The sequence below is a fragment of the Rhizobium sp. WYCCWR 11152 genome (assembly GCF_013087615.1).
Lineage (GTDB): Bacteria > Pseudomonadota > Alphaproteobacteria > Rhizobiales > Rhizobiaceae > Rhizobium > Rhizobium indicum.
The window spans coordinates 282866-305363 of the sequence record NZ_JABFCP010000027.1 but is presented as its reverse complement, the minus strand read 5'-3'; the positions used below and the strand labels follow the sequence as shown (position 1 = coordinate 305363).

Here is a 22498-nt window from a genome sequence, read left to right as displayed (position 1 = left end):
CAGGAAAGGCAGAGGTGATCTGATGGCCGGGAGCGCGACAGCAACGGCGGGAACGATGCCGACGGCACCCGCCCATGCCGACGAGCGCATGGATCCGAAGAAGCTCATCGCCTTCTTCGCGATGGTGCTCGGCATGTTCATGTCGATCCTCGACATCCAGATCGTCTCGGCCTCGCTTGCGGAGATCCAGGCCGGCCTTTCGGCCGGCAGCGACGAGATCGGCTGGGTGCAGACGTCCTATCTGATCGCAGAAGTGATCATGATCCCGCTTTCGGGTACGCTGGCGCGCATCATCTCGACGCGCTATCTTTTCGCGATCTCGGCCGCCGGCTTCACCATGGCGAGCGCGCTTGCCGCGACGGCGACGAATATCGACCAGATGATCGTCTACCGGGTCATCCAGGGCTTCATCGGCGGCGGCATGATCCCGTCGGTGTTTGCGGCAGCCTTCACCATCTTCCCGCCGTCGAAGCGCAGCATCGTCTCGCCGATCATCGGCTTGATTGCGACGCTGGCGCCGACCATCGGCCCGACCGTCGGCGGTTATCTCAGCCATGCCTTTTCCTGGCACTGGCTGTTCCTCGTCAACATCGTGCCCGGCATCATCGTCACGATCGTCACCTGGAACTTCATCGATTTCGACAAGCCGGAACTGTCGCTCTTCAAGAAGTTCGACTGGTGGGGTCTGATCTCGATGGGTGTCTTCCTTGGCGCGCTGGAATATGTGCTCGAAGAGGGCAATTCGAACGACTGGTTCAACGACAGTTTCATCACCATCGCAGCGGTTGCCTCCGGCGTTGCAGCCATCGTCTTCTTCTATCGCGCCTTCACGGTGGATTTCCCCGTTGTCGACCTCAAGGCCTTTTCGAACCGGAATTTCTCCTTCGGCTCGGTGTTTTCCTTCGTCATGGGCATCGGCCTCTATGGTCTCACCTATATCTATCCGGTCTATCTCGGGCGCATCCGCGGTTATGATTCACTGATGATCGGCGAGACGATGTTCGTCTCCGGGCTTGCGATGTTCTTCACCGCGCCGATCGCCGGCCGGCTGTCGACCAAGATGGATCTGCGCCTGATGATGGTGATCGGCTTCGTCAGCTTCGCCGCCGGCACCTTCATCATGATGCATCTGACGGCGGATTGGGATTTCTACGAGCTCTTCATCCCGCAGATCCTGCGCGGCTTCGGGCTGATGATGTGCATGGTGCCGATCAACAACATCGCGCTCGGCACGATGCCGCCCTCGCGCATCCGCGGCGCGTCGGGCCTGTTCAATCTGACCAGAAATCTCGGCGGCGCCGTCGGCCTTGCCGTCATCAATACCGTGCTGACCAACCGGCAGGACGTGCACTACGAGCGGTTGCGGGAGAATATGGACTGGGGCAATCCGGCAGCGATCGACCAGATGAACAACATGGCCGCCAACTTCAACACCTATGGCATGGATGGCGCCTCGGTTGCGATCAAGCAGATGGTCGGCCTTGCCACCAAACAGGCGATCATTCTTTCCTTCAGTGACGTGTTCCTGATCCTGACCGCACTCTTCCTTGCCATGATCCTCGGTGTCGCCATGATCAAGAAACCCGCGCCGCAAGGCGGGGGAGGCGGTGGCGGCCACTGACCTCCGGCCTGCCGCCCCTTGAAAAGGCCCTCTTCGGAGGGCCTTTTTGTTTGCCGTTTCCAGGCCGCTATGTCATCAGGTCGATCATCGCCACCGGATCGGTCCGAAGCGAACATGCCGGGAAAACGATGCGGAAACCCGCCCGTTCGATTTTTTGATTTACGTACATCAAAATTGGCGCTAATGGTCTCGTCAGGAGGAATGATGAGGCCAACCGTTCACGATATCGCCGCCGCCGCCGGTGTCAGTCTGGCGACTGTCGACCGGGTTCTCAACCAACGTCCCGGTGTGCGCCACGTCACGCGGGAAAAGGTCGAGACCGCGATCCGCGAGCTCGGTTATGTCAGAGACGTCGCCGCCGCCAATCTTGCCAAGGGCCGCACCTATCCGCTGGTCTTCATCCTTCCGGCAAGCGATAATTCCTTCATGCACGGGCTCAATGCCGAGATCCGCCAGGCAGTCCTCCGATCGTCGGCCGAGCGCACCGATATCCGCACCATCGAGGTGCCGGCCTTCGATCCGGCCGCCCTCGTCTCCGTGCTCGAAGAGCTTTCCCGGGAAAAGCCCTGCGGCATTGCGCTGGTTGCGACCGATGCGCCCGAAGTACGCGCCGCCGTCGACAGGCTAGTGCGCGAGCGCTTTCCCGTCGTCACCCTGGTTTCCGATCTCACGGGGTCGCTGCGCCATCACTATGCCGGCGTCGACAATATCGCCGCCGGCCGCACAGCCGCCCGCCTGCTCGGACGATTCCTCGGGCCGCGAAAGGGCGAAATCGCCGTGCTCGCCGGTTCCATGCTGGTGCGAGACCATCGCGAGCGGCTGGAGGGCTTCACCGCTGTCATGGCCGAGGAATTTCCCGATCTTGCGATCCTGCCGGTTCTCGAAGGCCGCGACGACCCGGAGGTCGCCCACAGGCTCGTTGCCGACGCGCTCGGGAATGCCAGCATCATTGGCGTCTACAGCCTCGGCGCCGGCAATCGCGGGCTGATCCGGGCGCTGAAGGAGAAGGCCGTCGATCGCATACTGACCGTGATTGCCCACGAGCTGACCGCCCATACGCGCGCAGCACTGATCGACAATACGATCGATGCGATCCTCAACCAGGATGCCGGCCATGAGGTGCGTAGCGCCATCCGCGTGCTGAAAGCCAAGGCGGACGGGCTTGCCGTCATCGAAGCGCAGGAGCGCATCCGCCTCGACATATTCCTGAAAGACAATCTGCCGTAACGGCAAAGGGAGAAATACCACATGTATCTGGGTCTCGATCTCGGAACCTCCGGCGTCAAGGCGATGCTGATCGACGGTGATCAGAAGATCGTCGGCTCGGCCAACGGTTCGCTCGACGTGTCGCGTCCGCATTCCGGTTGGTCGGAGCAGGAGCCGGCCCACTGGGTGCGCGCCACGGAAGAGGCTGTCGCCGGCCTCAAGGCAAAACATCCGAAGGAGCTGGCGGCGGTCAAGGGCATCGGCCTTTCCGGCCAGATGCATGGCGCAACGCTCATCGATGCGACCGACAAGGTGCTGCGCCCGTGCATCCTCTGGAACGACACGCGCAGCTACGTCGAGGCCGCAGCACTCGATGCCGATCCGCGCTTTCGCGCGCTCACCGGCAACATCGTCTTCCCCGGCTTTACGGCGCCGAAGCTCGCCTGGATCGAGAAGCATGAGCCCGATGTCTTCGCCAAGATCGCCAAGGTGCTTCTGCCGAAGGACTATCTGCGTCTCTGGCTGACCGGCGACTATATCTCGGAAATGTCGGATTCGGCCGGCACCTCCTGGCTCGACACGGGCAAGCGCGCCTGGTCCTCCGAACTGCTGGCCGCCACCAACCTTTCCGAGGAGCAGATGCCGGCGCTCGTCGAAGGCACCGAGCAGGCCGGCAAGCTGCGGTCCGAACTGGCGGCGCAATGGGGTGTATCAGGTGATGTCGTCGTTGCGGGTGGTGCCGGCGACAATGCGGCCTCGGCCTGCGGCATGGGCACGGTCAGCGATGGCGCCGCCTTCGTCTCGCTCGGCACATCAGGCGTGCTTTTTGCCGCCAACGGTTCCTATTTGCCGAAGCCGGAAAGCGCCGTGCATGCCTTCTGCCACGCGCTGCCGAACACCTGGCACCAGATGGGCGTCATTCTGTCGGCGACCGACGCGCTCAACTGGCATTCCGGCGTGACCGGCAAATCGGCCGCCGATCTCACCGGCGAACTCGGCGAGACGCTGAAGGCTCCCACCGGCGTCACCTTCCTGCCCTATCTCTCCGGCGAGCGCACGCCGCATAATGATGCCGTCATCCGCGGCGCCTTCATCGGCCTTGAACATGAAAGCAGCCGTGTCGTTCTTACCCAGGCGGTGCTCGAAGGCGTCGCCTTCGCCATCCGCGACAATCTCGAAGCGCTGCGTTCGGCCGGCACCGACATATCCCGGGTCACGGCGATCGGCGGCGGTTCGCGCTCGCGTTACTGGCTGGCGTCGATCGCGACCGCACTCGGCGTTCCGGTCGACCTGCCGGCTGACGGCGATTTCGGCGCGGCCTTTGGTGCCGCCCGCCTCGGCCTGATTGCGGCAACGCGCGCGGATCCGATTGCGGTCTGCACGCCGCCGGTGACGGCAGGCACGATCGAGCCGGCGTCGGCACTCAGCGGCGCTTACGAGGATGCCTACAAGCGTTATCGGGCGCTTTATCCGGCGATCAAGTCGCTGGCGCATTGAGAACTGGAGCCCAGCGGCCCCCGCATCCGACCCTACGGGCCACCTTCTCCCCTCGGAAGAAGGTGCCGGCAAGCGGATGAGGGGCTCTGGCGTAGGCCAACAATTCAGAACTTCGAAAAGATACGAACCCAAGGAGAACCAACATGAGCACCGGATTTTTCGGCGATATCCAGAAAGTAAAATACGAAGGCCCCGACAGCACCAATCCGCTGGCCTTCCGCCATTACCAGCCGGACGAGATCGTCATGGGCAAGCGCATGGAAGACCATCTGCGCTTTGCGGTGGCCTACTGGCACACCTTCACCTGGCCGGGCGGCGATCCCTTCGGCGGGCAGACCTTCCTGCGTCCATGGTTCGAGGACACGATGAAGGCCGCCAAGCTCAAGGCCGACGTCGCCTTCGAATTCTTCTCGCTGCTCGGCTCGCCCTACTATTGCTTCCATGACGCCGACGTGCGTCCGGAAGGCAAGACTTTTGCCGAGAACACTAAAAACCTCAACGAGATCGTCGATTATTTCGCCGAGAAGCAGGCCGCAACCGGCACCAAGCTGCTCTGGGGCACGGCGAACCTCTTCTCCCACCGCCGCTATATGTCGGGCGCTGCGACCAATCCGGATCCCGATGTCTTCGCTTTCGCAGCCGCGACGGTAAAGACCTGCATCGATGCCACGCAGAAGCTCGGCGGCGAAAACTACGTGCTCTGGGGCGGCCGCGAAGGTTACGAGACGCTGCTCAACACCGATATCGGCCGCGAGCTCGACCAGCTCGGCCGCTTCCTCAACCTCGTCGTCGAATACAAGCACAAGATCGGCTACAAGGGCACAATCCTGATCGAGCCGAAGCCGCAGGAGCCGACCAAGCATCAGTATGATTACGACGTCGCGACCGTCTATGGCTTCCTCAAGAAGCACGGCCTTGAAAACGAGGTGAAGCTCAATATCGAGCAGGGCCACGCGATCCTTGCCGGCCACTCCTTCGAGCACGAGCTGGCGCTTGCCAATGCGCTCGGCATCTTCGGTTCGATCGACATGAACCGCAACGACTACCAGTCCGGCTGGGATACCGACCAGTTCCCGAACAATGTTCCCGAAATGGCGCTCGCCTACTACCATGTTCTGGCAGGCGGCGGCTTCAAGACCGGCGGCACCAATTTCGACTCGAAGCTGCGCCGTCAGTCTCTCGACCCGGCGGACCTGCTGATCGGCCATATCGGCGGCATGGATTGCTGCGCCCGCGGCCTGAAGGCCGCCGCCAAGATGATCGAGGACAAGGCTCTGTCGCAGCCGCTCGCCGATCGTTATGCCGGCTGGGAATCCGCCGAGGCGCAGAAGCTCTTCCGCGGCGAGTATTCGCTGGGTGAGATCACCCACTATGTCGAGAGCCACGACGTGAACCCGCAGCCAAGATCCGGCAAGCAGGAACTGCTGGAGAACGTCGTCAACCGTTACGTCTGACGATCAGCGCCGGCGGCCATTGGTCGCCGGCGCAATTTTGCCGGCTAAATGCGCCTTAAGCGCTCAGTGATACGGGTTCAACGCTTCGACCAGTTGCGCGACGGCGCCGAGACGGAGTTTCGGACCACCAGATCCGGCCGCAGCAGGATTTCCGTTTCGGTCGGCCGGCCATCGGACAGAAGTTCCAGCAGCAGTGCCATTGCCTGCTTGCCGATCGCCGTTCTCGGCTGGCGGATCGTGGTCAGCGGTGGGGATATAAAGACGGCCTGTGGTACATCGTCGAAACCGGTCACCGAGAAATCCCGCGGAATGTCGTAGCCTCGCGCGCCGAGCCCGACCATGACGCCGATCGCCGTCTGGTCGTTGACGCACATGAAGGCGGTTGGAAGCGTGTCGCGCATGAAAAGCTGTTCGACCGCATGCCGCCCGCTTTCGATCGTCCCGTCGCCTTCCAGCACGATCCTGTTGTCGGGCGGGATGCCGGCGGCATCGAGACCGGCATCGTAACCCATACGGCGCCTGGTATAGGCAAGCCGGGTGCGCGAATCGCCGATGAAGGCGATCTTGCGATGCCCTTCGGCCAGCAGCAGGTCCACCGCTTTGCGAGCGCCCTCGGTATCGTCGACGCCGACATAGGGAATGCCGCCGTTGAAGACGGGCTCGAAAACGCCGACGCTCGGCGGCAGCCGCGCGGTCATCGTCTGATGCCCGAAGGGCAGGATGCCGGTGAAGAGGATCAGCCCGGCAGCCTGGTTGGAATTTAGGAATTTCAGATATTCGAGGCCGCGCTGGGCGTCGTTCTGCGTGTGGCCGATCAGGATGCCGTAGCCGTGCGCGCGCGCTTCGTTCTCCAGCCCGACGAGAATGTTGGAGAAATTGGGATCGCCGATATCGGGCGCTACCACAAGGATCATGTTGGAACGGCCGAGCCTCAGGCTGCGCGCCATAGCGTTGGTCGTATAGCCGGTGATGGCGATCGCCTGGTTGACCTTGAGGCGCGTGGAGTTGGCGACCTTTTCCGGCATGTGGATTGCCCGGGAAACCGTCGCGATGGAGACCTCGGCGATCCGGGCGACGTCTTCGATGGTTGCGGGCGTGGAATTCGACACTGAGCTCTGCCTTGGGCTGTCTTCGCCGCGACACTACACAGACTTGTCGAGAGGTCAAAGGCGGGCTTCAACTGATCTGTGTAAATCAGCGATGTAAACCTTTACACGATGTATGTAAAGGTTTACATAAGGCGCCAGAGCGGACCGGGAGCCGCTTTGGGGAGGATCAGATGACCGTGGAGACCGCCGACACCGCACCCGTGGTGCTGTCCGCCAGGCGCATATGCAAATCCTTCAGTGGAGTGCAGGTCCTCTTTAGCGTGAACTTCGATCTCCGCGCCGGCGAAGTCCATGCGCTCATGGGTGAAAACGGCGCCGGCAAGTCCACGCTTGTCAAAGTTTTGTCCGGTTTCGAACAGCCGAGTTCCGGCGAAATCCTGCTCGATGGGAAGCCCGTCGTCCTGCCGCCCAACGGCGCCGCCGAGGCGCTCGGCATCGTCATCATTCACCAGGAATTCAACCTCGCCGACCATCTGACTGTGACGGAGAGCCTGTTCCTCGGGCGCGAAGTCACGCGCTTCGGCGTGCTTGACCGCAAATATATGCGGTCGGAGACCCGCAAGGTTCTCGACGTGCTCGGTTCGCATGTCGGTGAGAATGCGCTGATCAGCACGCTTTCCATCGCCGACAAGCAGATGGTCGAAATCGCCAAGGCAATCAGCCGCGACGCGCGGGTGGTATTCATGGACGAGCCGACCGCCGTGCTGTCGCGGGAAGAGACCAGTATGCTCTTCAAGCAGGTTCGCAAACTGCGCGACCAGGGTACCAGCTTCGTCTTCGTGTCCCACAAGCTCGACGAGGTGATGGAGTTGACCGACCGCGTCACCGTGCTGCGGGATGGCCAGTGGATCAAGACATCGCCGACATCCATTCTGGACGGGGAATCGATCGCGCAGTTGATGGTCGGCCGCGAACTTTCCAGCCTCTATCCCGCCAAGGTCGAGCCTGATGTCGACGAGGAAATCGTCCTCAGCGTCGCCTCGGTGTCGACGGGCTATGTGAAGGATGCGAGCTTCGAGGTGCGCAAGGGCGAGATCATCGGTTTTTCAGGCATGATCGGCTCCGGTCGCACCGAGCTGATGGAAGCGATCGCCGGGTTGCGGACCCGTCTCGAGGGCGAGGTGATCATCAAGGGGGAAACGGTTCCCTCCGGCGACGTGCATGCCGCCAATCGGTGCGGGCTCGCCTATATGACCAAGGACCGCAAGTCGAAAGGCCTGCTGCTGCGCTCCGGCATGGTGACCAATCTGACGCTGCAATCGCTCGGAAGGCATGCTCGTCACGGCTATCTCAGCCCGGGCAGTGAAGCGGCCGCAATGGCAAAGGCCAAGCGCCGCTTCGACATCAGGGTTCGTGACGGCAATATAGTCGCCGGCCGCATGTCGGGTGGGAACCAGCAGAAGCTGCTGCTGGCCAAGGTCATGGAGACCGAGCCTGACATCATCATCATCGACGAGCCGACGCGCGGCATCGATGTCGGCACCAAGCAGCAGATCTATCATTTCATCTCGGCACTCGCCCGGGACGGCCGGTCGATCATCGTCGTGTCGTCGGAGATGCCGGAGGTCATCGGCCTCTGCACCAGAGTGGCGGTGATGCGCGAAGGGCGTATCGTCGGCGTGCTCGAGGGAGACGAGATTTCCGAGCAGGAGATCATGCGTTACGCCGCCGGGCTCAAGAAGAAGGCGGCCGCCTGAGGGCTGAAGCAGGCTTCGCCGATCAGGACGACACATAAGATGCCCAGAAAATATGGGGCGGGAGGTTGATTTTGGAAATGAGTGTCAACGAGGAGACCAGGGAAATCCGGCGCCGATCCTGGCGGGATGTCGACCTGCGTGCAGTCGCGCCTTTTGTCGCCCTGGCACTGCTGCTGATCGTCGGAGCCCTGGTCAATCCTAATTTCATCGGCATCACCAACCTTGCCAATGTCGCGACACGCAGCGCCTTCATCGCCATCATCGCGGTCGGTGCGACCTTCGTGATATCTGCAGGCGATCTCGACCTGTCGGTCGGCTCGATGGTGGCCTTCGTCGCCAGCCTGATGATCCTGCTGATGAATTCGGGCGCCATCGAAAACCCGGCCCTGATGCTGACGGTCGCGGCCGTCTTCACCATTGTCGCAGGTGCGCTTTGCGGCCTGGCGAACGGCCTGATCACGACGGTGGGCAGGATCGAGCCCTTCATCGCGACGCTCGGCACAATGGGCATCTATCGCGGCCTGACGACATGGCTGTCGCAGGGCGGCGCGATCACGCTTCGCTCCGCCGATATCCAGACGCTCTATCGTCCGGCTTATTTCGGCAATATCGCCGGCGTGCCGGTGCCGATCGTGGTGATTTTGGCGGTGACGGCGGTTGCGGCCTTCATCCTCTATCGCACCCGCTACGGGCGCCATGTCGTCGCGGTCGGATCGAACAGCGATGTCGCTCGCTATTCGGGCATCGCGGTCAACCGCGTCAGGACGATTGCCTTCGTCATCCAGGGACTGTGCGTCGCCATTGCCGTGTTGCTCTACGTTCCCCGTCTCGGCTCGACGTCGGCGACGACAGGCATCCTGTGGGAACTGCAGGCGATTACGGCCGTCGTCGTCGGTGGTACGGCGCTGAAGGGCGGCGCGGGCAGGGTCTGGGGCACGATCTGCGGCGCCTTCATTCTCGAACTCGTCGGCAACATCATGCTGCTTTCGAATTTCATCAGCGAGTATCTGATCGGCGCCATCCAGGGTGCGATCATCATCATCGCCATGTTCGTCCAGCGCTCGCTGGTGCGTAAATCATAAATTGGCAAATCATGAATTGACCGGGCTTACAGGGCGTCCGGTCCCGTATGGAAAAGTCCCTGAAGTTATTGGGAGGAAATAGAATGCGTAAATTGATGTTGGGCCTGGCGGTTGCGGCGGTGACGTTCGCCGGCGTCGCTCACGCCCAGGACAAAAAATTCACGATCGGCGTATCCATTCCAGCCGCCGACCACGGTTGGACGTCGGGCGTCGTGTTCCATGCCGAACGTGTCGCCAAGCTGCTGATGGCCGAACATCCCGGTCTCAATGTCATCGTCAAGACCTCGCCGGACGCCGCAAGCCAGGCCAACGCCGTGCAGGATCTCGATACGCAGGGCATCGACGCCCTCGTCATCCTGCCGTCGGACCCGGATCCGCTCGTCAACGCCATCAAGGAAGTCAAGGGCAAGGGCAAGTTCGTCGCCCTCGTCGACCGTGCGCCGAGCAACAACGACAATTCCGTGCGCGACCTTTATGTCGCCGGCAACAATCCGGCTCTCGGCGAAGTCGCCGGCAAGTACATCAAGGACACAACGCCGGACGCCGAGGTGGTGATCATCCGCGGTCTGCCGATCCCGATCGACCAGCAGCGCCAGGACGGCTTCGACAAGGGCATTGCCGGCTCGAACGTCAAGGTTCTCGACCGCCAGTACGGCAACTGGAACCGCGACGATGCCTTCAAGGTCATGCAGGACTACCTGACCAAGTACCAGAAGATCGACGTCGTATGGTGCCAGGATGACGACATGGCCGTCGGCGTTCTGCAGGCGATCGAGCAGGCCAAGCGCACCGACATCAAGTATGTCGTCGCTGGCGCCGGCTCCAAGGACATGGTCAAGAAGGTCATGGACGGCGACAAGCTGATCCCGGTCGACGTTCTCTATCCGCCGGCAATGGTCGGCACGGCGATGGAGCTGACGGCGGCGGCCCTCTACGATCAGGTTCCGGTTCATGGCAGCTACATTCTCGATGCGACGCTCGTCACCAAGGAGAATGCCAAGGACTTCTATTTCCCGGATTCGCCGTTCTAATCCATCGACTTGAGACATGCGCCCATTCGAAAGGATGGGCGCATTTTTTATGCTTCCATACAGTGGCTGGCCGAAAATGCTGCACGTACCTCTTGCCCGCCAAAGCCCATCGTGATTAGCTCGCAGCCATATCGCATCTGGCCTCGCGCCAAATCACGAGCCAAGGGCGAGGAGGCGCCTTGCTCCCGCCAAATAGCGTGCTACAACATCTCAGAAACGTTTACGGTCGATATTCAGGGAGGAATCTGACATGAAGACGATCAAGGGCCCCGGCCTTTTCCTTGGCCAGTTCGCGGGCGATACTGCTCCTTTCAACTCTTGGGACGCGATCACCAAATGGGCGGCCGACATCGGTTACAAGGGCGTCCAGGTGCCGACCTGGGCCAGCCAGCTGATCGATCTGAAGAAGGCTGCCACGTCCAAGGCCTATTGCGACGAATTCGCCGGCAAGGCTCGCGAAAACGGCATCGAGATCACCGAACTCTCCACTCACCTGCAAGGCCAGCTCGTCGCCGTTCACCCGGCCTATGACGAAGCCTTCGACGGGTTCGCTGCACCGGAGGTGCGCGGCAATCCGAAGGCGCGTCAGGAATGGGCAGTCGAGCAGGTCAAGATGGCGCTGACGGCATCCAAAAACCTCGGGCTCAAGGCGCATGCGACCTTCTCCGGCGCGCTTGCCTGGCCCTTCATCTACCCCTGGCCGCAGCGTCCTGCCGGTCTGGTCGAGACTGCCTTCGACGAACTCGCCCGTCGCTGGACGCCGATCCTCAACCATGCGGACGAGAACGGCATCGACGTCTGCTACGAGATCCACCCGGGCGAGGACCTGCATGACGGCATCACCTTCGAGATGTTCCTGGAGCGGGTGAAGAACCATCCGCGCGCCAACATGCTCTACGATCCCTCGCACTACGTCCTGCAGTGCCTCGATTATCTCGACAACATCGACATCTACAAGGACCGCATCAAGATGTTCCACGTCAAGGATGCGGAGTTCAATCCGACCGGGCGCCAGGGCGTCTACGGTGGCTATCAAGGTTGGGTCGAACGTGCCGGCCGGTTCCGTTCGCTTGGCGACGGCCAGGTCGATTTCGGCGCGGTGTTCTCGAAGATGACGGCGAATAATTTCGACGGCTGGGCCGTGGTCGAATGGGAATGCGCGCTGAAGCATCCGGAAGACGGTGCCCGCGAAGGCGCCGAATTCGTCGCCGCGCATATCATCCGCGTCACCGAGAAAGCCTTCGACGATTTCGCCGGCAGCGGCACGGACCAGGCGGCGAACCGGCGGATGCTGGGGCTTTCTTAACAGCACACACCGGTTGGTGGCTCTTGCCCCTCACCCTAACCCTCTCCCCGTAAAAGACGGGGAGAGGGGACGTGCCTTGCGAGAGCGAGCGGGGAACGGAGAGGGTGCGACACGGTCCCTTCGCCCCGTTTACGGGGAGAAGGTGGCGGCAGCCGGATGAGGGGCGCATCCGCACCAAGTTTAATTTCAGGAGGAATCAATGGCAATCGAAGCATCATCCGAACAGACACGCGAGCCGCGCATCCGGCTCGGCATGGTGGGCGGCGGCGCGGGCGCGTTTATCGGCGCGGTACACCGTATCGCGGCACGCATCGACGATCAGTACGATCTCATCGCCGGCGCGCTGTCGGCTTCGGCCGACAAGGCGATCGCATCCGGCCGCGACCTCGGCCTCGATCCGTCGCGGACCTATTCCAGCTATCGCGAGATGGCGATCCGCGAGGCGAAGCTGAAGAACGGCATCGAGGCGGTGGCGATCGTCACGCCGAACCATGTGCATTACGATGCGGCCAAGGAATTCCTCAAGCGCGGCATCCATGTCATCTGCGACAAGCCGCTGACATCCAACCTTGCCGATGCGAAGAAGCTGAAGAAGGTCGCCGACGAGAGCGGGGCGCTCTTCGTGCTGACGCATAATTACACCGGCTATCCGATGGTGCGCCAGGCGCGCGAGATGATCGCGAATGGCGAACTCGGCGACATCCGCGTCGTCCAGGCCGAATATCCGCAGGACTGGTTGACGGAAGCGGTTGAACAAACCGGCCAGAAGCAGGCCGCCTGGCGCACCGATCCGGCGCAGTCCGGCGTCGGCGGCTCGACCGGCGATATCGGCACGCATGCCTATAATCTCGCCGCCTTCATCACCGGCCTGGAGCTCGACAGCCTCGCCGCCGATCTCGACAGTTTCGTTCCGGGCCGCCGGCTGGACGATAATGCGCATGTCATGCTGCGCTTCAAGGCGAAGGGCTCTGAGAAGCCGGCCAAGGGCATGCTCTGGTGCAGCCAGGTGGCGCCCGGCCATGAAAATGGCCTGATGGTGCGCGTCTACGGTACCAAGGGCGGGCTGGAATGGACCCAGAAGGACCCAAACTACTTGTGGTACACGCCGTTCGGCGAGTCGAAGCGGCTGATCACCCGGGGCGGCGCCGGTTCAGGCGCTGCTGCCGGTCGTGTCACGCGCGTGCCATCAGGGCATCCGGAAGGTTATCTCGAAGCCTTTGCGACGATCTATACCGAAGCCGCGCATGCGATCAACGCCCGCAAGAAGGGCAAGGCCGTCGACAAGGCAGTGGTCTACCCCACCGTCGATGACGGCGTGAAGGGTGTGGCCTTCGTCGAAGCCTGCGTCGCGTCTTCGAAGAAGAATGGCGCCTGGGTCAAGCTCTGAATTTAATGATCCGCGTCATTGCCGTCGCCCAATGAAAAACGCCGAGGCGACCTCGTCTGAAGTCGCCTCGGCGTTTTTGTTTTATTTCTGATCAGGCCGCTGCAGTGCGGCCACGCTTTAGCAGGTTGTCGACGCTCAACGGTCCGGCACCTGCCGCCACCAGATAAAGAAACACGAAGCAGAACAGGATTGCCGCCACGCCGCCGTTCTGGGCGGGATAGATGCCCTTCGACGCATGCCCGATGAAATAGGCGAAGGCCATCAGGCCCGAGAGCACGAAGGCTGCGATACGGGTCTGGAATCCCACCAGGACCAGGAAGCCGAGCGTGAGTTCGATAAGCCCAGCAACCCAGGAAAGCGAGCCGACGGGCGGCACGCTTGCCGCAATCGGAAAATGCAAAATCTTCTGCGTTCCGTAGCTGAAAAGCACAAGCGACGAGACAATGCGCAGCAAGCTCAGCAAATGGGGCTGCAGCAGATGGATCGAAGACAGCATTGGATTCCTTTCATATTTGTGATGCCATTTCCCGTGTAAAGGTCGTGGTCCCAACAGCAAGTCACGACTGCTGACATTGCCGTTATGAGTGGGGGAGGGTGGAGAAGTAGGCGTTTCCTGCAACGTTGCAGTTTTTCTCGACGCCGACCTGTACTTTGCCTTCACGCTTGGCTAAATCCCGCCAAACGGCCTCAACCTAGAGATAGGATTTACAGATGATCGATCCGAAGAAACTCGCAGAGCGCTTTCCCGGCGACTTCACCTTCGGCGTCGCCACCGCCGCCTTCCAGATCGAAGGCGCCAGCAAGGCCGATGGCCGCAAGCCATCCATCTGGGATGCTTTCTGCAATATGCCCGGCCGTGTCCATAATCGCGATAACGGCGATATCGCCTGCGATCACTATAATCGCCTGGAGCAGGACCTCGATCTCATCAAGGAGATGGGTGTCGAAGCCTACCGGTTCTCGATCGCTTGGCCGCGCATTATCCCCGACGGTACGGGTCCGGTGAACGAGGCCGGCCTCGATTTCTACGACCGGCTGGTTGACGGCTGCAAGGCGCGCGGCATCAAGACCTTTGCGACGCTCTACCATTGGGACCTGCCTCTGTTGCTCGCCGGCGAGGGCGGCTGGACTGCGCGCTCGACTGCCTATGCGTTTCAGCGCTATGCCAAGACGGTGATGAGCCGCCTTGGCGATCGCCTCGACCGGGTCGCGACCTTCAACGAACCCTGGTGCATCGTCTGGCTCAGCCACCTCTACGGCATCCATGCTCCCGGCGAGCGCAACATGCAGGCCGCCCTTCATGCCATGCATTACATGAACCTTGCCCACGGTCTCGGCGTCGAGGCGATCCGCTCGGAAGCCCCCAACGTGCCGGTCGGGCTCGTGCTCAATGCCGCCTCGATCATTCCTGGCTCCGATAGCCCAGCCGATCTTGCCGCCGGCGAGCGTGCGCATCAGTTCCACAACGGCGCTTTCTTCGATCCCGTCTTCAAGGGTGAATATCCGCAGGAATTCATCGCGGCGCTCGGCGACCGCATGCCCGTCATCGAGGATGGCGACCTGAAGCTCATCAGCCAGAAACTCGATTGGTGGGGCCTGAACTATTATAAGCCCGAGCGGGTCACCGACGATGCCGAACGCAAAGGCGATTTCCCCTGGACGGTGGAAGCGCCGCCGGCAAGCGACGTCAAGACCGATATCGGCTGGGAAATCTATGCGCCGGGCCTGAAGCTCTCGGTCGAGGACCTCTACCGCCGCTACGAGCTGCCGGAATGCTACATCACCGAGAATGGCGCCTGCGACAACACCGATGTCGTCGACGGCGAGGTCGACGATACGATGCGCCTCGACTATGTCGGCGATCACCTCGAAATCGTTGCCGGCCTCATCAAGGACGGCTATCCCCTACGCGGCTATTTCGCCTGGAGCCTGATGGACAATTTCGAATGGGCGGAAGGCTACCGCATGCGCTTCGGTCTCGTCCATGTCGATTATGAGACCCAGGTACGCACGGTAAAAACGAGCGGCAAATGGTATCGCGAACTTGCGGCCAAATTCCCGAAGGGCAATCACAAACCGGGTTAGGGGCGCGTCCTCAGGCGGCGACACAAAAATAGCTCGTCAGAAGCCTGCAACAGCCGGTTGCTTAAACGTTTTTGAACCCTTGGCTGGCAAAGTCCGACGGTCAGGGAGTCGTAATGCAGACAGCCGGAAAGTCGCAGAGCAAGGGATCGGGAATAGGCCGTCACATCACCGTCACGGGCGTGCTTTTCTCCTTCGCGGTCATCGTCGCAGTCGTCACCATCATGGTGCTGACGGCGCTTGAACGTGTGGCCGAAAATTCCAATGTTCTCGATGACGAGCGCTCGCGCGAAACGACGATCGGCGCGTTGAAGACCTTCGAGGATCAGCTCGGCGCGACGCTTGACGATTACGCCGCCTGGGATGACGCCGCCGTCAACGTCTACGCAGCCGACGGTATGGCCTGGACGGTGAGCAACTACGGCGAGATGTCGGTCAACAGTTCGCTTTTCGACATGGCGATCGTCATCGATGCCGAGAAGAAGGCGATCATGGCGTATCGCGATGGCAAACCGATGGCGGAGTCGCTCACGGATTTCTTCGCGCCTTCGCTCTGGACTCTCTTCGACACGGTGAAGGCGGCCGGCCAGGCCGATCGTCCTCAGGCGATCGGTTTCGTCACCACCAAACGGGGCATAGCCGCCGTCGGTGTGGCATTGGTGCGGAAAAAGTCCGGTGCGCTGGATGTGCCCGCCGGCCAGCAGCGCTATCTCGTTTTCGCCCGCCATCTCGATGACGACAGGGTGACCGCTCTCGGCCAGACCTATGTCATCGGCGGGCTGAGGCTGGCGCCGCCGAGTTTTGCGGCCGACTACCTCGTCCCGATCGTCGATCCGACGGGGGCAACGCTCGGCAAGCTCGTGTGGATCTCGCGTTCACCCGGCGATATCGGCTATGCGCAGGTGCGGCCGATGGTCATCCAGGCGCTCGGCCTCGTCGGATTGTTCTTCGTGGTGCTGCTGGTCATCGGCTGGCTTGCCGGCCGCCGCCTGAAGGCGGAGGAAAACAGCGCTCGCGAGGAGGCGCTGCGCGACAGGCTGAGCGGCCTTTCCAATCGCGACGGTCTCGGGCTCGCCGTCGATCGTTTTGTCGTCGAAGCACGCCAGACCAAGCGCAACGTGCTGCTTCTCTATCTCGACCTCGATGGCTTCAAGGAAGTCAATGACAGCTATGGCCACGGCACCGGCGACCAGTTGATCCGGGCGGTCGCGGCCGGGCTCGCTGTGCTCATTCCGCAAGGTGCGGTTCTCGCCCGCATCGGCGGCGATGAATTTGCCATCGCCTTTCTCTCCGACAGCGAGAATGCCGCCGCCCTGCAGCTTGCCGAGCAGATCCTCGATTTTCTTGTCGAGCCGCTGGAGATCGGTCGCCGTGTCGTCGTCGTCGGGGCAAGCATCGGCATTGCCATGTCGCCTTCCGGGACGATCGGGCGTGAGGAGCTGGTGCGCCGTTCCGACCTTGCCATGTACAAGGCGAAGGAGGCCGGCCGCGCGCGCATGACGCTCTACGATCCGTCGATGGACGCCGATCGAGAGCAGCGCAATGCGCTGGAGCTGGATCTCCGGATCGCCATCGAAAGCGGCGACCTGACGCTCGCCTACCAGCCGCTGATCGATGCGGCGACGCATGCGATGACCGGTGTCGAGGCGCTGGTGCGCTGGAACCGCCCAGGCCATGGCCCTGTTTCGCCCGAGCTGTTCATCCCGATCGCCGAGACCAGCGGCCTCATCGAATCGCTCGGCCTGTTCGTGCTGCGCAAAGCCTGCGAGACGGCCAAGCAATGGCCGGACCTCAATGTGTCGGTCAACGTCTCGCCCGGCCAGTTCCGCAATCCCGCCTTTACCGACTATGTGCGCTACGTGCTGAAGCAGACGGAGATCGAGGCCGGCCGCATCACGCTCGAGATCACCGAAGGCTACATGATCCAGAATCCGCAGCGCACCCGCCAGTCGATCGAACGGTTGAAGGCGCTGGGGGTCAAGGTGGCGCTCGACGATTTCGGTTCCGGCTTCTCCTCGATCGGTTATCTCAGACAGTTCGGCTTCGACCGCATCAAGATCGACCGCTCGCTGGTCATGGGTGTCAACGACAAACGCCAGCGCGAGATGCTGCAGGCGACGGTGGCGCTCGCCCGCTCGCTCGACATTCCGGTGACGGCCGAAGGCATCGAGACCGAGGAGCAGGCGATAGCCATGCGTCTTTTCGGCTGCGACTGCCTGCAGGGCTATTTGTTCGGAAAGCCTGTGACATCAGACCTCATCACCGAGATGTTGAACGAGCGACGTGCAGCGGAGCCGGAAGCTCGGCGGCGCATCCAGGCGGCAGGCTGATCCAATCAGAATTTTGGCTCAGCTGCCGATATGTCGCTGGCCGCGCTTTTTCGCGAGGGCGATCTGGTGCTGACGCTGGCGGTAGCGCAGCCGGTCTTCTTCCGTGCGCGTGTCGTAGCAGTGGCTGCAGGAAACGCCTTCCTCGTAAAGCGGCGAAGTCATTTCCTCGGCAGTGATCGGGTTGCGGCAGGCGTGGCAGAGCCGGTGTTCGCCTTCCTTCAAACCGTGCTCGACGGACACGCGCTCGTCGAAGACGAAGCAGGCGCCATCCCAGAGGCTTTCCTCCTGCGGCACTTCCTCCAGATATTTCAGGATGCCGCCCTTCAGATGATAGACCTCGTCGAAGCCCTCAGCCTTCATGAAGGCGGTGGCCTTTTCGCAGCGTATGCCGCCGGTGCAGTACATGGCGACCTTCGGCTTGTTGTGCAGACCGGGATTCTGACGCACCCATTCCGGAAACTCACGGAAGCTCTTGGTCTTCGGGTCGAGCGCGCCGCGGAAGGTTCCGATCGCCGTCTCGTAGTCGTTGCGGGTGTCGATGACGATGGTGTCGGGATCGGAAATCAGCGCGTTCCAGTCCTTGGCCGCCACGTAGGTGCCGACCACCTTGTTGGGGTCGATATCTTCGACGCCCATGGTGACGATTTCCTTCTTCAGCTTCACCTTCATGCGCAGGAAGGGCATTTTCGAGGCGCGGCTTTCCTTGTGCTCCAGGCCCGAAAATTCCGGCTGGGCGCGCAGGAAGGCAAGCACGGCGTGAATGCCGGCATCCGGGCCTGCGATCGTGCCGTTGATGCCTTCATGCGCCAGAAGCAGCGTTCCCTTGACGCCGTTCTCCTCGCAAAGCGTCTGCAACGGTGCCTGCAGGTCGGCAAAGCGCGGCACGGAAACGAAATGGTAGAGTGCGGCCACGAGGAACGGGCTGGTGTGTGTCAGGCTGTCGGTCATAGGCCGGAAATACAGAAAATCGGTGGGCCGCGCAATTGCCTTCGCCAGTGGCGGCCTTGACCGGTGACCGATTACGCTCGCGCCTGCCACGCGGAAAACGGCCGCACGCCGAAGCTCCGGTCGGGGATTGCGTCGAGAACGCTGATGAATTCGATCGAGTGCCCGTCCGGATCCTTGAAATAGATAGACAGCGCCGGCATCCAGCCGAGAACCACCGGCTCCGTCACCGGTTCACCGGTAAAGCCGAGAGGTTCCACACCCTTTGCCCTGAGAATGGCGGGCGCCTGCAGCATGCCGCCGGCGGTCATGCGGAAGGCGATATGCAGCCGCATCTTCAGCGGCCCGCTTCCGGTTTCCCAAAGGCCGAGCATGCCGGTCTTCCTGTCGTCCACCCAGAGGAAAGCGACGTTGCGCTCCTCGAATGAGGCTGCCGGTTCGAGCCCAACGACATCGCGGTAAAAGTCCGTGGAGGTCTTGAGATCGGCAACGGTCAGATGGGTCTCGTAGAGCCCGAGCACCTTCGGCATTGCGGCATTTTCGGCGGTCATATTTTCCTCGCGGGTCAAGTTTCTGCTTGTTCGACCACCGCAAGCTAGGACCTCAAGATTGGTTGAGGTCAATAGGGTTCCTTGTGATATTGCCGATGCGATGGGAAATGCAGAGCTGCGCGCAAGCACTTCCGATTTCGCGGGCTCTCAATTCCCGGCCATCAGCCAGAGAAGCTCGATGCGCTGGGCTTCCTCGTCGGCATCATCGGCGAACACGGCTTCGGCTTTGACCAGCGCTTGCCGCCGGTCTTCCTGCTGGCGGAAGATGATGATGTCGAGCAGATGCGCTAGGTCGTCATTGCGGGTGAAGAGCTGCGGTTCGGCCTCGACCAGTTCGGAGAGCACGGTGAGATCGTGGATGTGGCCGAGATCCTCGACGAGTTCCTTGGCCGCATCGCGCTTGGCCTTCATCGCGCCCGGCCAGACGTCACGCAAAAGCGCATGGTAGAGCCGATAGTCGTAGGTGCGTTTGCGCAGATCGTGGAAGTCGTCGGCCGATGCCTCGCCGTGGCAAGCCGCAAGCGCGGTCTTGGCCTTCCGCGCGGTACGGCGCCAACTTTTTGCCAGCATGCGTGCATTCTTGCGGTGGCCGCGATCAAAGGAGACGGCGTCCAGGGCCGTGATCGCCTCCTTCAGAACGTCGGAGGTTTCCGCGAGCCGCTGTTCCAGGCCGCTTTCGGCTTCCGCCATCCAATCACGGCGCCCTTCGAGAATGGTGACGATGCGGCCGAGCGCCTCGCTCTCCTCGTTCCCGCGGGCTGCATGCTGCAGATACTGCGCGGTGCCGATGAGGGCTGCAGCATCGCGGATCGCCGAAAGCGAGCGTGCGGCATCGCGCAGCCTCGCATTTTCCTGGGCCTGAAAATCCGGCACCTCGCGGGCCACGAGGCGGTAGAGCGAGCGTAGTCGCTTCAGGTTCTTGCGGAAAGAATGGATCGCCTCATGCGCGCCGTCCGGGCGTTCCCCGAGGACAGTGATAGCGTGTTCCAGCTGCTTGGTCGCAGCGTTACGGAACGCTTCGGTGAAATCGGCGTCAGGCCGAATGCGATAGGCCATGCCTGTCGTGCCCGTATTCTGTGGCAAGGGCCTGGTTGGAATAGCGGAAATCTCCGGTCACTTCGCGGCCGAGCCAGGTGGGCAGGGCCGGATCGTCGGTTTCCGCCGCCATCTCCACCTCGGCAATCACCAGTCCGCGATGCTCGCCGGTAAAGACGTCGACTTCCCAGACGAAGTCCTCATGCGGAACGCGATAGCGCGTCTTCTCGATGACGACGCCGATCGCGTTCTGCAACAGCTCTTCGGCATCGGCGATCGGGATGTCGTATTCGAATTCGTCACGGGTGATGGTGCTTCGGCCGATCTTGATCGTCAGTTTCGCATTCCTGCCGTCGAGGATGCGCACGCGCACGGAACGATCGTCCATCGAGGCAATGTAACCCTGCCTGAAGACAGATTTCGTCTCGACGGCGGAACGCCATCCATCGCTGCGTACAAGAAACTTCCGCTCGATCTCTTTCGCCATGCCGGTGAACCTTTTGTGACGATTGCGGCACGGTAGCCCAATTTCCAAGCATTTCATACCCTTCTCGTCATGCGGTCCGGTTTTATCTCGACAAGGTTCCGCGGGGGCGTTATTCGGGGTCCGAATTCAATCGTTTCAAGGAGGTCGCGCGACCATGGGCGAGAAAACAGAGAAGCTCCTTTCCATCCTGAAACTCCAGCCTGTCGTTCCGGTATTGATCGTCGACGATGCGAAGACGGCGGTGCCGCTGGCCCGCGCGCTCGTCGCGGGCGGCCTGAAGGCGATCGAGATCACCATGCGCACGCCGGCAGCGCTCGAGGCCGTGCGCGCCGTCGCCGCAGAGGTCGAGGGGGCCGAAGTCGGCGCCGGCACGATCCTCAATGTCGCCCATTGGGAAGCCGCCGTCGAGGCCGGTTCGAAATTCATCGTCAGCCCGGGCACGACGCAGGAACTGCTTGATGCCGCTGCCGATTCCGACGTGCCGCTGCTTCCGGGGGCTGCGACCGCCAGCGAAGTCATGGCACTGCGCGAAGAAGGCTACCAAGTGCTGAAATTCTTCCCGGCGGAGCAGGCCGGTGGCGCCGCCTATCTCAAGGCGCTGTCCTCGCCGCTTGCCGGCACGCTGTTCTGCCCGACCGGCGGTATTTCGCTGAAGAACGCCAATGATTATCTCTCGCTGCCGAACGTCATTTGCGTTGGCGGCTCGTGGGTGGCGCCGAAGGAACTGGTCGCGGCCGGCGACTGGGCTGGCATCACCAAGCTCGCGGCAGAGGCGGCGGCGCTGAAGGCCTGAGTTTCGGCTGGGGCGGGTGAGTCTCATGGCTCAATCCCGCTCCCCCTATTTGTATTTCACCCGTCGCAAACCTATGTACTCCTCCAGTTTCAAATAGGGAGATGACGAGGAATGTTCGACGCAAAGAAGCTTCTCGACCAGTTTTTGGGTTCGCAGGTGCCAGGTCTTGGCGGTTCGGTCCGCGACAGGGCCGGTGACGCCGTGCAGACGGCAAAGAACAATCCGCTGGCGACAGGTGCGATTGCAGCCGCGCTTCTCGGCACCAAGACCGGTCGGGGTATTGCCGGCAATGCACTAGCGATCGGCGGTCTTGCCGCGATTGCCGGCCTCGGCTACCAAGCCTACAAGAATTACCAGGCGGGGCAGGCGCCCGCAGCCCCCTCGGATGCACCGTCGGCAAACAATCCGGTCCTTCTGCCGCCGCCTGTCGAATCTGGTTTCGGGCCAACATCACCTGCCGGCAGCAATGAGTTCGTGCTGGTGCTGATCCGCGCGATGATCGCCGCCGCCAAGGCCGACGGCCATATCGACGATGCCGAACGCGCCCTCATCATGGACAAGGTCAAGGCCGCCGACGTCAGCGGCGAGGCTGCGGCCTTCATCGAGCATGAACTCGCTTCGCCGACGGATATCGATGCGCTGGTTGCTGCGGCGGTGACTGAAGAACAGCGCGTCGAGCTTTACACCGCCTCGCGGCTCACTATCGAGCCGGATTCGCGTGCCGAGCGCGGTTATCTCGATCTGCTTGCCGGCCGCCTCGGCCTTGCCGACCAGTTGGTGGACCATATCGAGGCGACGGTGTCGTCGGCCAAGACGACCTTGTCACAGTGACATCTAAAGCATGTCGCGCAAAAGTGTGCAGCGGTTTTGCGACAACGACATGCG

General features: G+C 61.9%; 19 protein-coding genes. 13 read left to right on the top strand and 6 right to left on the bottom strand.

What is annotated here, in order from left to right:
• Window positions 1–22 precede the first annotated feature (22 nt).
• The 4 genes from G9X67_RS33680 to xylA all read left to right on the top strand — a co-directional run bounded on the left by G9X67_RS33680 (window position 23) and on the right by xylA (window position 5778).
• Window positions 23–1621, top strand: a complete 1599-nt coding sequence (locus G9X67_RS33680) for a DHA2 family efflux MFS transporter permease subunit (protein ID WP_171600688.1) — start codon at window positions 23–25, stop codon at window positions 1619–1621.
• 204 nt (window positions 1622–1825) lie between these two features.
• The gene (locus G9X67_RS33675; RefSeq protein ID WP_171600687.1) at window positions 1826–2848 is read left to right on the top strand and encodes a LacI family DNA-binding transcriptional regulator; all 1023 of its coding nucleotides are present in this window, start codon (window positions 1826–1828) and stop codon (window positions 2846–2848) included.
• Window positions 2849–2869: 21 nt separating this feature from the next.
• Complete coding sequence (gene xylB, locus G9X67_RS33670; protein ID WP_171600686.1) at window positions 2870–4324, top strand: xylulokinase; 1455 nt, start codon at window positions 2870–2872, stop codon at window positions 4322–4324.
• Between the two features lie 143 nt (window positions 4325–4467).
• On the top strand, window positions 4468–5778 hold the full coding sequence (gene xylA / locus G9X67_RS33665) for a xylose isomerase (protein ID WP_138333252.1): 1311 nt from the start codon (window positions 4468–4470) through the stop codon (window positions 5776–5778).
• Between the two features lie 77 nt (window positions 5779–5855).
• Here the strand turns inward: xylA and G9X67_RS33660 are convergent, their stop codons facing one another.
• Window positions 5856–6887, bottom strand: coding sequence for a LacI family DNA-binding transcriptional regulator (locus tag G9X67_RS33660; protein ID WP_138333254.1), 1032 nt, complete (start codon window positions 6885–6887; stop codon window positions 5856–5858).
• 170 nt (window positions 6888–7057) lie between these two features.
• Here G9X67_RS33660 and G9X67_RS33655 point away from each other — a divergent pair, with 170 nt between their 5' ends.
• The 5 genes from G9X67_RS33655 to G9X67_RS33635 all read left to right on the top strand — a co-directional run bounded on the left by G9X67_RS33655 (window position 7058) and on the right by G9X67_RS33635 (window position 13390).
• Entirely contained in the window at window positions 7058–8584 is a 1527-nt protein-coding gene (locus G9X67_RS33655; protein WP_138333256.1) for a sugar ABC transporter ATP-binding protein, read from the top strand.
• A gap of 77 nt (window positions 8585–8661) precedes the next feature.
• Window positions 8662–9666 carry an ABC transporter permease gene (locus tag G9X67_RS33650; RefSeq protein WP_138333257.1) on the top strand — a complete coding sequence of 335 codons (1005 nt, stop codon included), beginning with the start codon at window positions 8662–8664 and terminating at the stop codon, window positions 9664–9666.
• An 83-nt stretch (window positions 9667–9749) separates the two neighbouring features.
• A complete protein-coding gene (locus tag G9X67_RS33645; protein ID WP_138333259.1) occupies window positions 9750–10697 on the top strand; it encodes a substrate-binding domain-containing protein in 948 nt (315 codons plus the stop codon).
• 250 nt (window positions 10698–10947) lie between these two features.
• Window positions 10948–12003 (top strand): sugar phosphate isomerase/epimerase, encoded by a 1056-nt coding sequence (locus G9X67_RS33640; RefSeq protein ID WP_064249390.1) that lies wholly within the window; start codon window positions 10948–10950, stop codon window positions 12001–12003.
• 199 nt (window positions 12004–12202) lie between these two features.
• The gene (locus G9X67_RS33635) at window positions 12203–13390 is read left to right on the top strand and encodes a Gfo/Idh/MocA family oxidoreductase (RefSeq protein WP_138333264.1); all 1188 of its coding nucleotides are present in this window, start codon (window positions 12203–12205) and stop codon (window positions 13388–13390) included.
• A 91-nt stretch (window positions 13391–13481) separates the two neighbouring features.
• Here the strand turns inward: G9X67_RS33635 and G9X67_RS33630 are convergent, their stop codons facing one another.
• Complete coding sequence (locus tag G9X67_RS33630) at window positions 13482–13886, bottom strand: DoxX family protein (RefSeq protein WP_138333267.1); 405 nt, start codon at window positions 13884–13886, stop codon at window positions 13482–13484.
• 215 nt (window positions 13887–14101) lie between these two features.
• Between G9X67_RS33630 and G9X67_RS33625 the strand changes: the two genes are divergently transcribed.
• Window positions 14102–15475, top strand: coding sequence for a GH1 family beta-glucosidase (locus G9X67_RS33625; RefSeq protein ID WP_171600685.1), 1374 nt, complete (start codon window positions 14102–14104; stop codon window positions 15473–15475).
• A gap of 113 nt (window positions 15476–15588) precedes the next feature.
• Window positions 15589–17802, top strand: a complete 2214-nt coding sequence (locus tag G9X67_RS33620) for an EAL domain-containing protein (RefSeq protein WP_138333272.1) — start codon at window positions 15589–15591, stop codon at window positions 17800–17802.
• An 18-nt stretch (window positions 17803–17820) separates the two neighbouring features.
• On the opposite strand, the gene G9X67_RS33615 is transcribed toward G9X67_RS33620, so the two are convergent.
• From G9X67_RS33615 to G9X67_RS33600, 4 genes are all read right to left on the bottom strand, one after another.
• On the bottom strand, window positions 17821–18750 hold the full coding sequence (locus G9X67_RS33615) for a rhodanese-related sulfurtransferase (protein ID WP_138333274.1): 930 nt from the start codon (window positions 18748–18750) through the stop codon (window positions 17821–17823).
• 71 nt (window positions 18751–18821) lie between these two features.
• Entirely contained in the window at window positions 18822–19298 is a 477-nt protein-coding gene (locus G9X67_RS33610) for a VOC family protein (protein WP_171600684.1), read from the bottom strand.
• Window positions 19299–19445: 147 nt separating this feature from the next.
• The gene (locus tag G9X67_RS33605) at window positions 19446–20354 is read right to left on the bottom strand and encodes a CHAD domain-containing protein (RefSeq protein WP_138333276.1); all 909 of its coding nucleotides are present in this window, start codon (window positions 20352–20354) and stop codon (window positions 19446–19448) included.
• A complete protein-coding gene (locus tag G9X67_RS33600) occupies window positions 20332–20820 on the bottom strand; it encodes a CYTH domain-containing protein (RefSeq protein WP_138333279.1) in 489 nt (162 codons plus the stop codon). Before G9X67_RS33600 ends, G9X67_RS33605 begins: the two co-directional genes overlap by 23 nt.
• Window positions 20821–20974: 154 nt before the next feature.
• On the opposite strand from G9X67_RS33600, the gene G9X67_RS33595 reads away from it, so the two are divergent.
• Together G9X67_RS33595 and G9X67_RS33590 are read left to right on the top strand one after the other, a co-directional pair.
• Window positions 20975–21613, top strand: coding sequence for a 2-dehydro-3-deoxy-phosphogluconate aldolase (locus tag G9X67_RS33595; RefSeq protein WP_003543005.1), 639 nt, complete (start codon window positions 20975–20977; stop codon window positions 21611–21613).
• Window positions 21614–21724: 111 nt separating this feature from the next.
• The gene (locus G9X67_RS33590) at window positions 21725–22444 is read left to right on the top strand and encodes a tellurite resistance TerB family protein (RefSeq protein ID WP_171600683.1); all 720 of its coding nucleotides are present in this window, start codon (window positions 21725–21727) and stop codon (window positions 22442–22444) included.
• Window positions 22445–22498 lie beyond the last annotated feature (54 nt).

Bases quoted from the DNA above. Each gene is read 5' to 3' on its own strand.
- G9X67_RS33680 (WP_171600688.1), top strand. From the start codon at position 23: ATGGCCGGGAGCGCGACAGCAACGGCGGGAACGATGCCGACGGCACCC.
- G9X67_RS33675 (WP_171600687.1), top strand. From the start codon at position 1,826: ATGAGGCCAACCGTTCACGATATCGCCGCCGCCGCCGGTGTCAGTCTG.
- xylB (WP_171600686.1), top strand. From the start codon at position 2,870: ATGTATCTGGGTCTCGATCTCGGAACCTCCGGCGTCAAGGCGATGCTG.
- xylA (WP_138333252.1), top strand. From the start codon at position 4,468: ATGAGCACCGGATTTTTCGGCGATATCCAGAAAGTAAAATACGAAGGC.
- G9X67_RS33655 (WP_138333256.1), top strand. From the start codon at position 7,058: ATGACCGTGGAGACCGCCGACACCGCACCCGTGGTGCTGTCCGCCAGG.
- G9X67_RS33650 (WP_138333257.1), top strand. From the start codon at position 8,662: ATGAGTGTCAACGAGGAGACCAGGGAAATCCGGCGCCGATCCTGGCGG.
- G9X67_RS33645 (WP_138333259.1), top strand. From the start codon at position 9,750: ATGCGTAAATTGATGTTGGGCCTGGCGGTTGCGGCGGTGACGTTCGCC.
- G9X67_RS33640 (WP_064249390.1), top strand. From the start codon at position 10,948: ATGAAGACGATCAAGGGCCCCGGCCTTTTCCTTGGCCAGTTCGCGGGC.
- G9X67_RS33635 (WP_138333264.1), top strand. From the start codon at position 12,203: ATGGCAATCGAAGCATCATCCGAACAGACACGCGAGCCGCGCATCCGG.
- G9X67_RS33630 (WP_138333267.1), bottom strand. From the start codon at position 13,886: ATGCTGTCTTCGATCCATCTGCTGCAGCCCCATTTGCTGAGCTTGCTG.
- G9X67_RS33625 (WP_171600685.1), top strand. From the start codon at position 14,102: ATGATCGATCCGAAGAAACTCGCAGAGCGCTTTCCCGGCGACTTCACC.
- G9X67_RS33620 (WP_138333272.1), top strand. From the start codon at position 15,589: ATGCAGACAGCCGGAAAGTCGCAGAGCAAGGGATCGGGAATAGGCCGT.
- G9X67_RS33615 (WP_138333274.1), bottom strand. From the start codon at position 18,750: ATGACCGACAGCCTGACACACACCAGCCCGTTCCTCGTGGCCGCACTC.
- G9X67_RS33610 (WP_171600684.1), bottom strand. From the start codon at position 19,298: ATGACCGCCGAAAATGCCGCAATGCCGAAGGTGCTCGGGCTCTACGAG.
- G9X67_RS33605 (WP_138333276.1), bottom strand. From the start codon at position 20,354: ATGGCCTATCGCATTCGGCCTGACGCCGATTTCACCGAAGCGTTCCGT.
- G9X67_RS33600 (WP_138333279.1), bottom strand. From the start codon at position 20,820: ATGGCGAAAGAGATCGAGCGGAAGTTTCTTGTACGCAGCGATGGATGG.
- G9X67_RS33595 (WP_003543005.1), top strand. From the start codon at position 20,975: ATGGGCGAGAAAACAGAGAAGCTCCTTTCCATCCTGAAACTCCAGCCT.
- G9X67_RS33590 (WP_171600683.1), top strand. From the start codon at position 21,725: ATGTTCGACGCAAAGAAGCTTCTCGACCAGTTTTTGGGTTCGCAGGTG.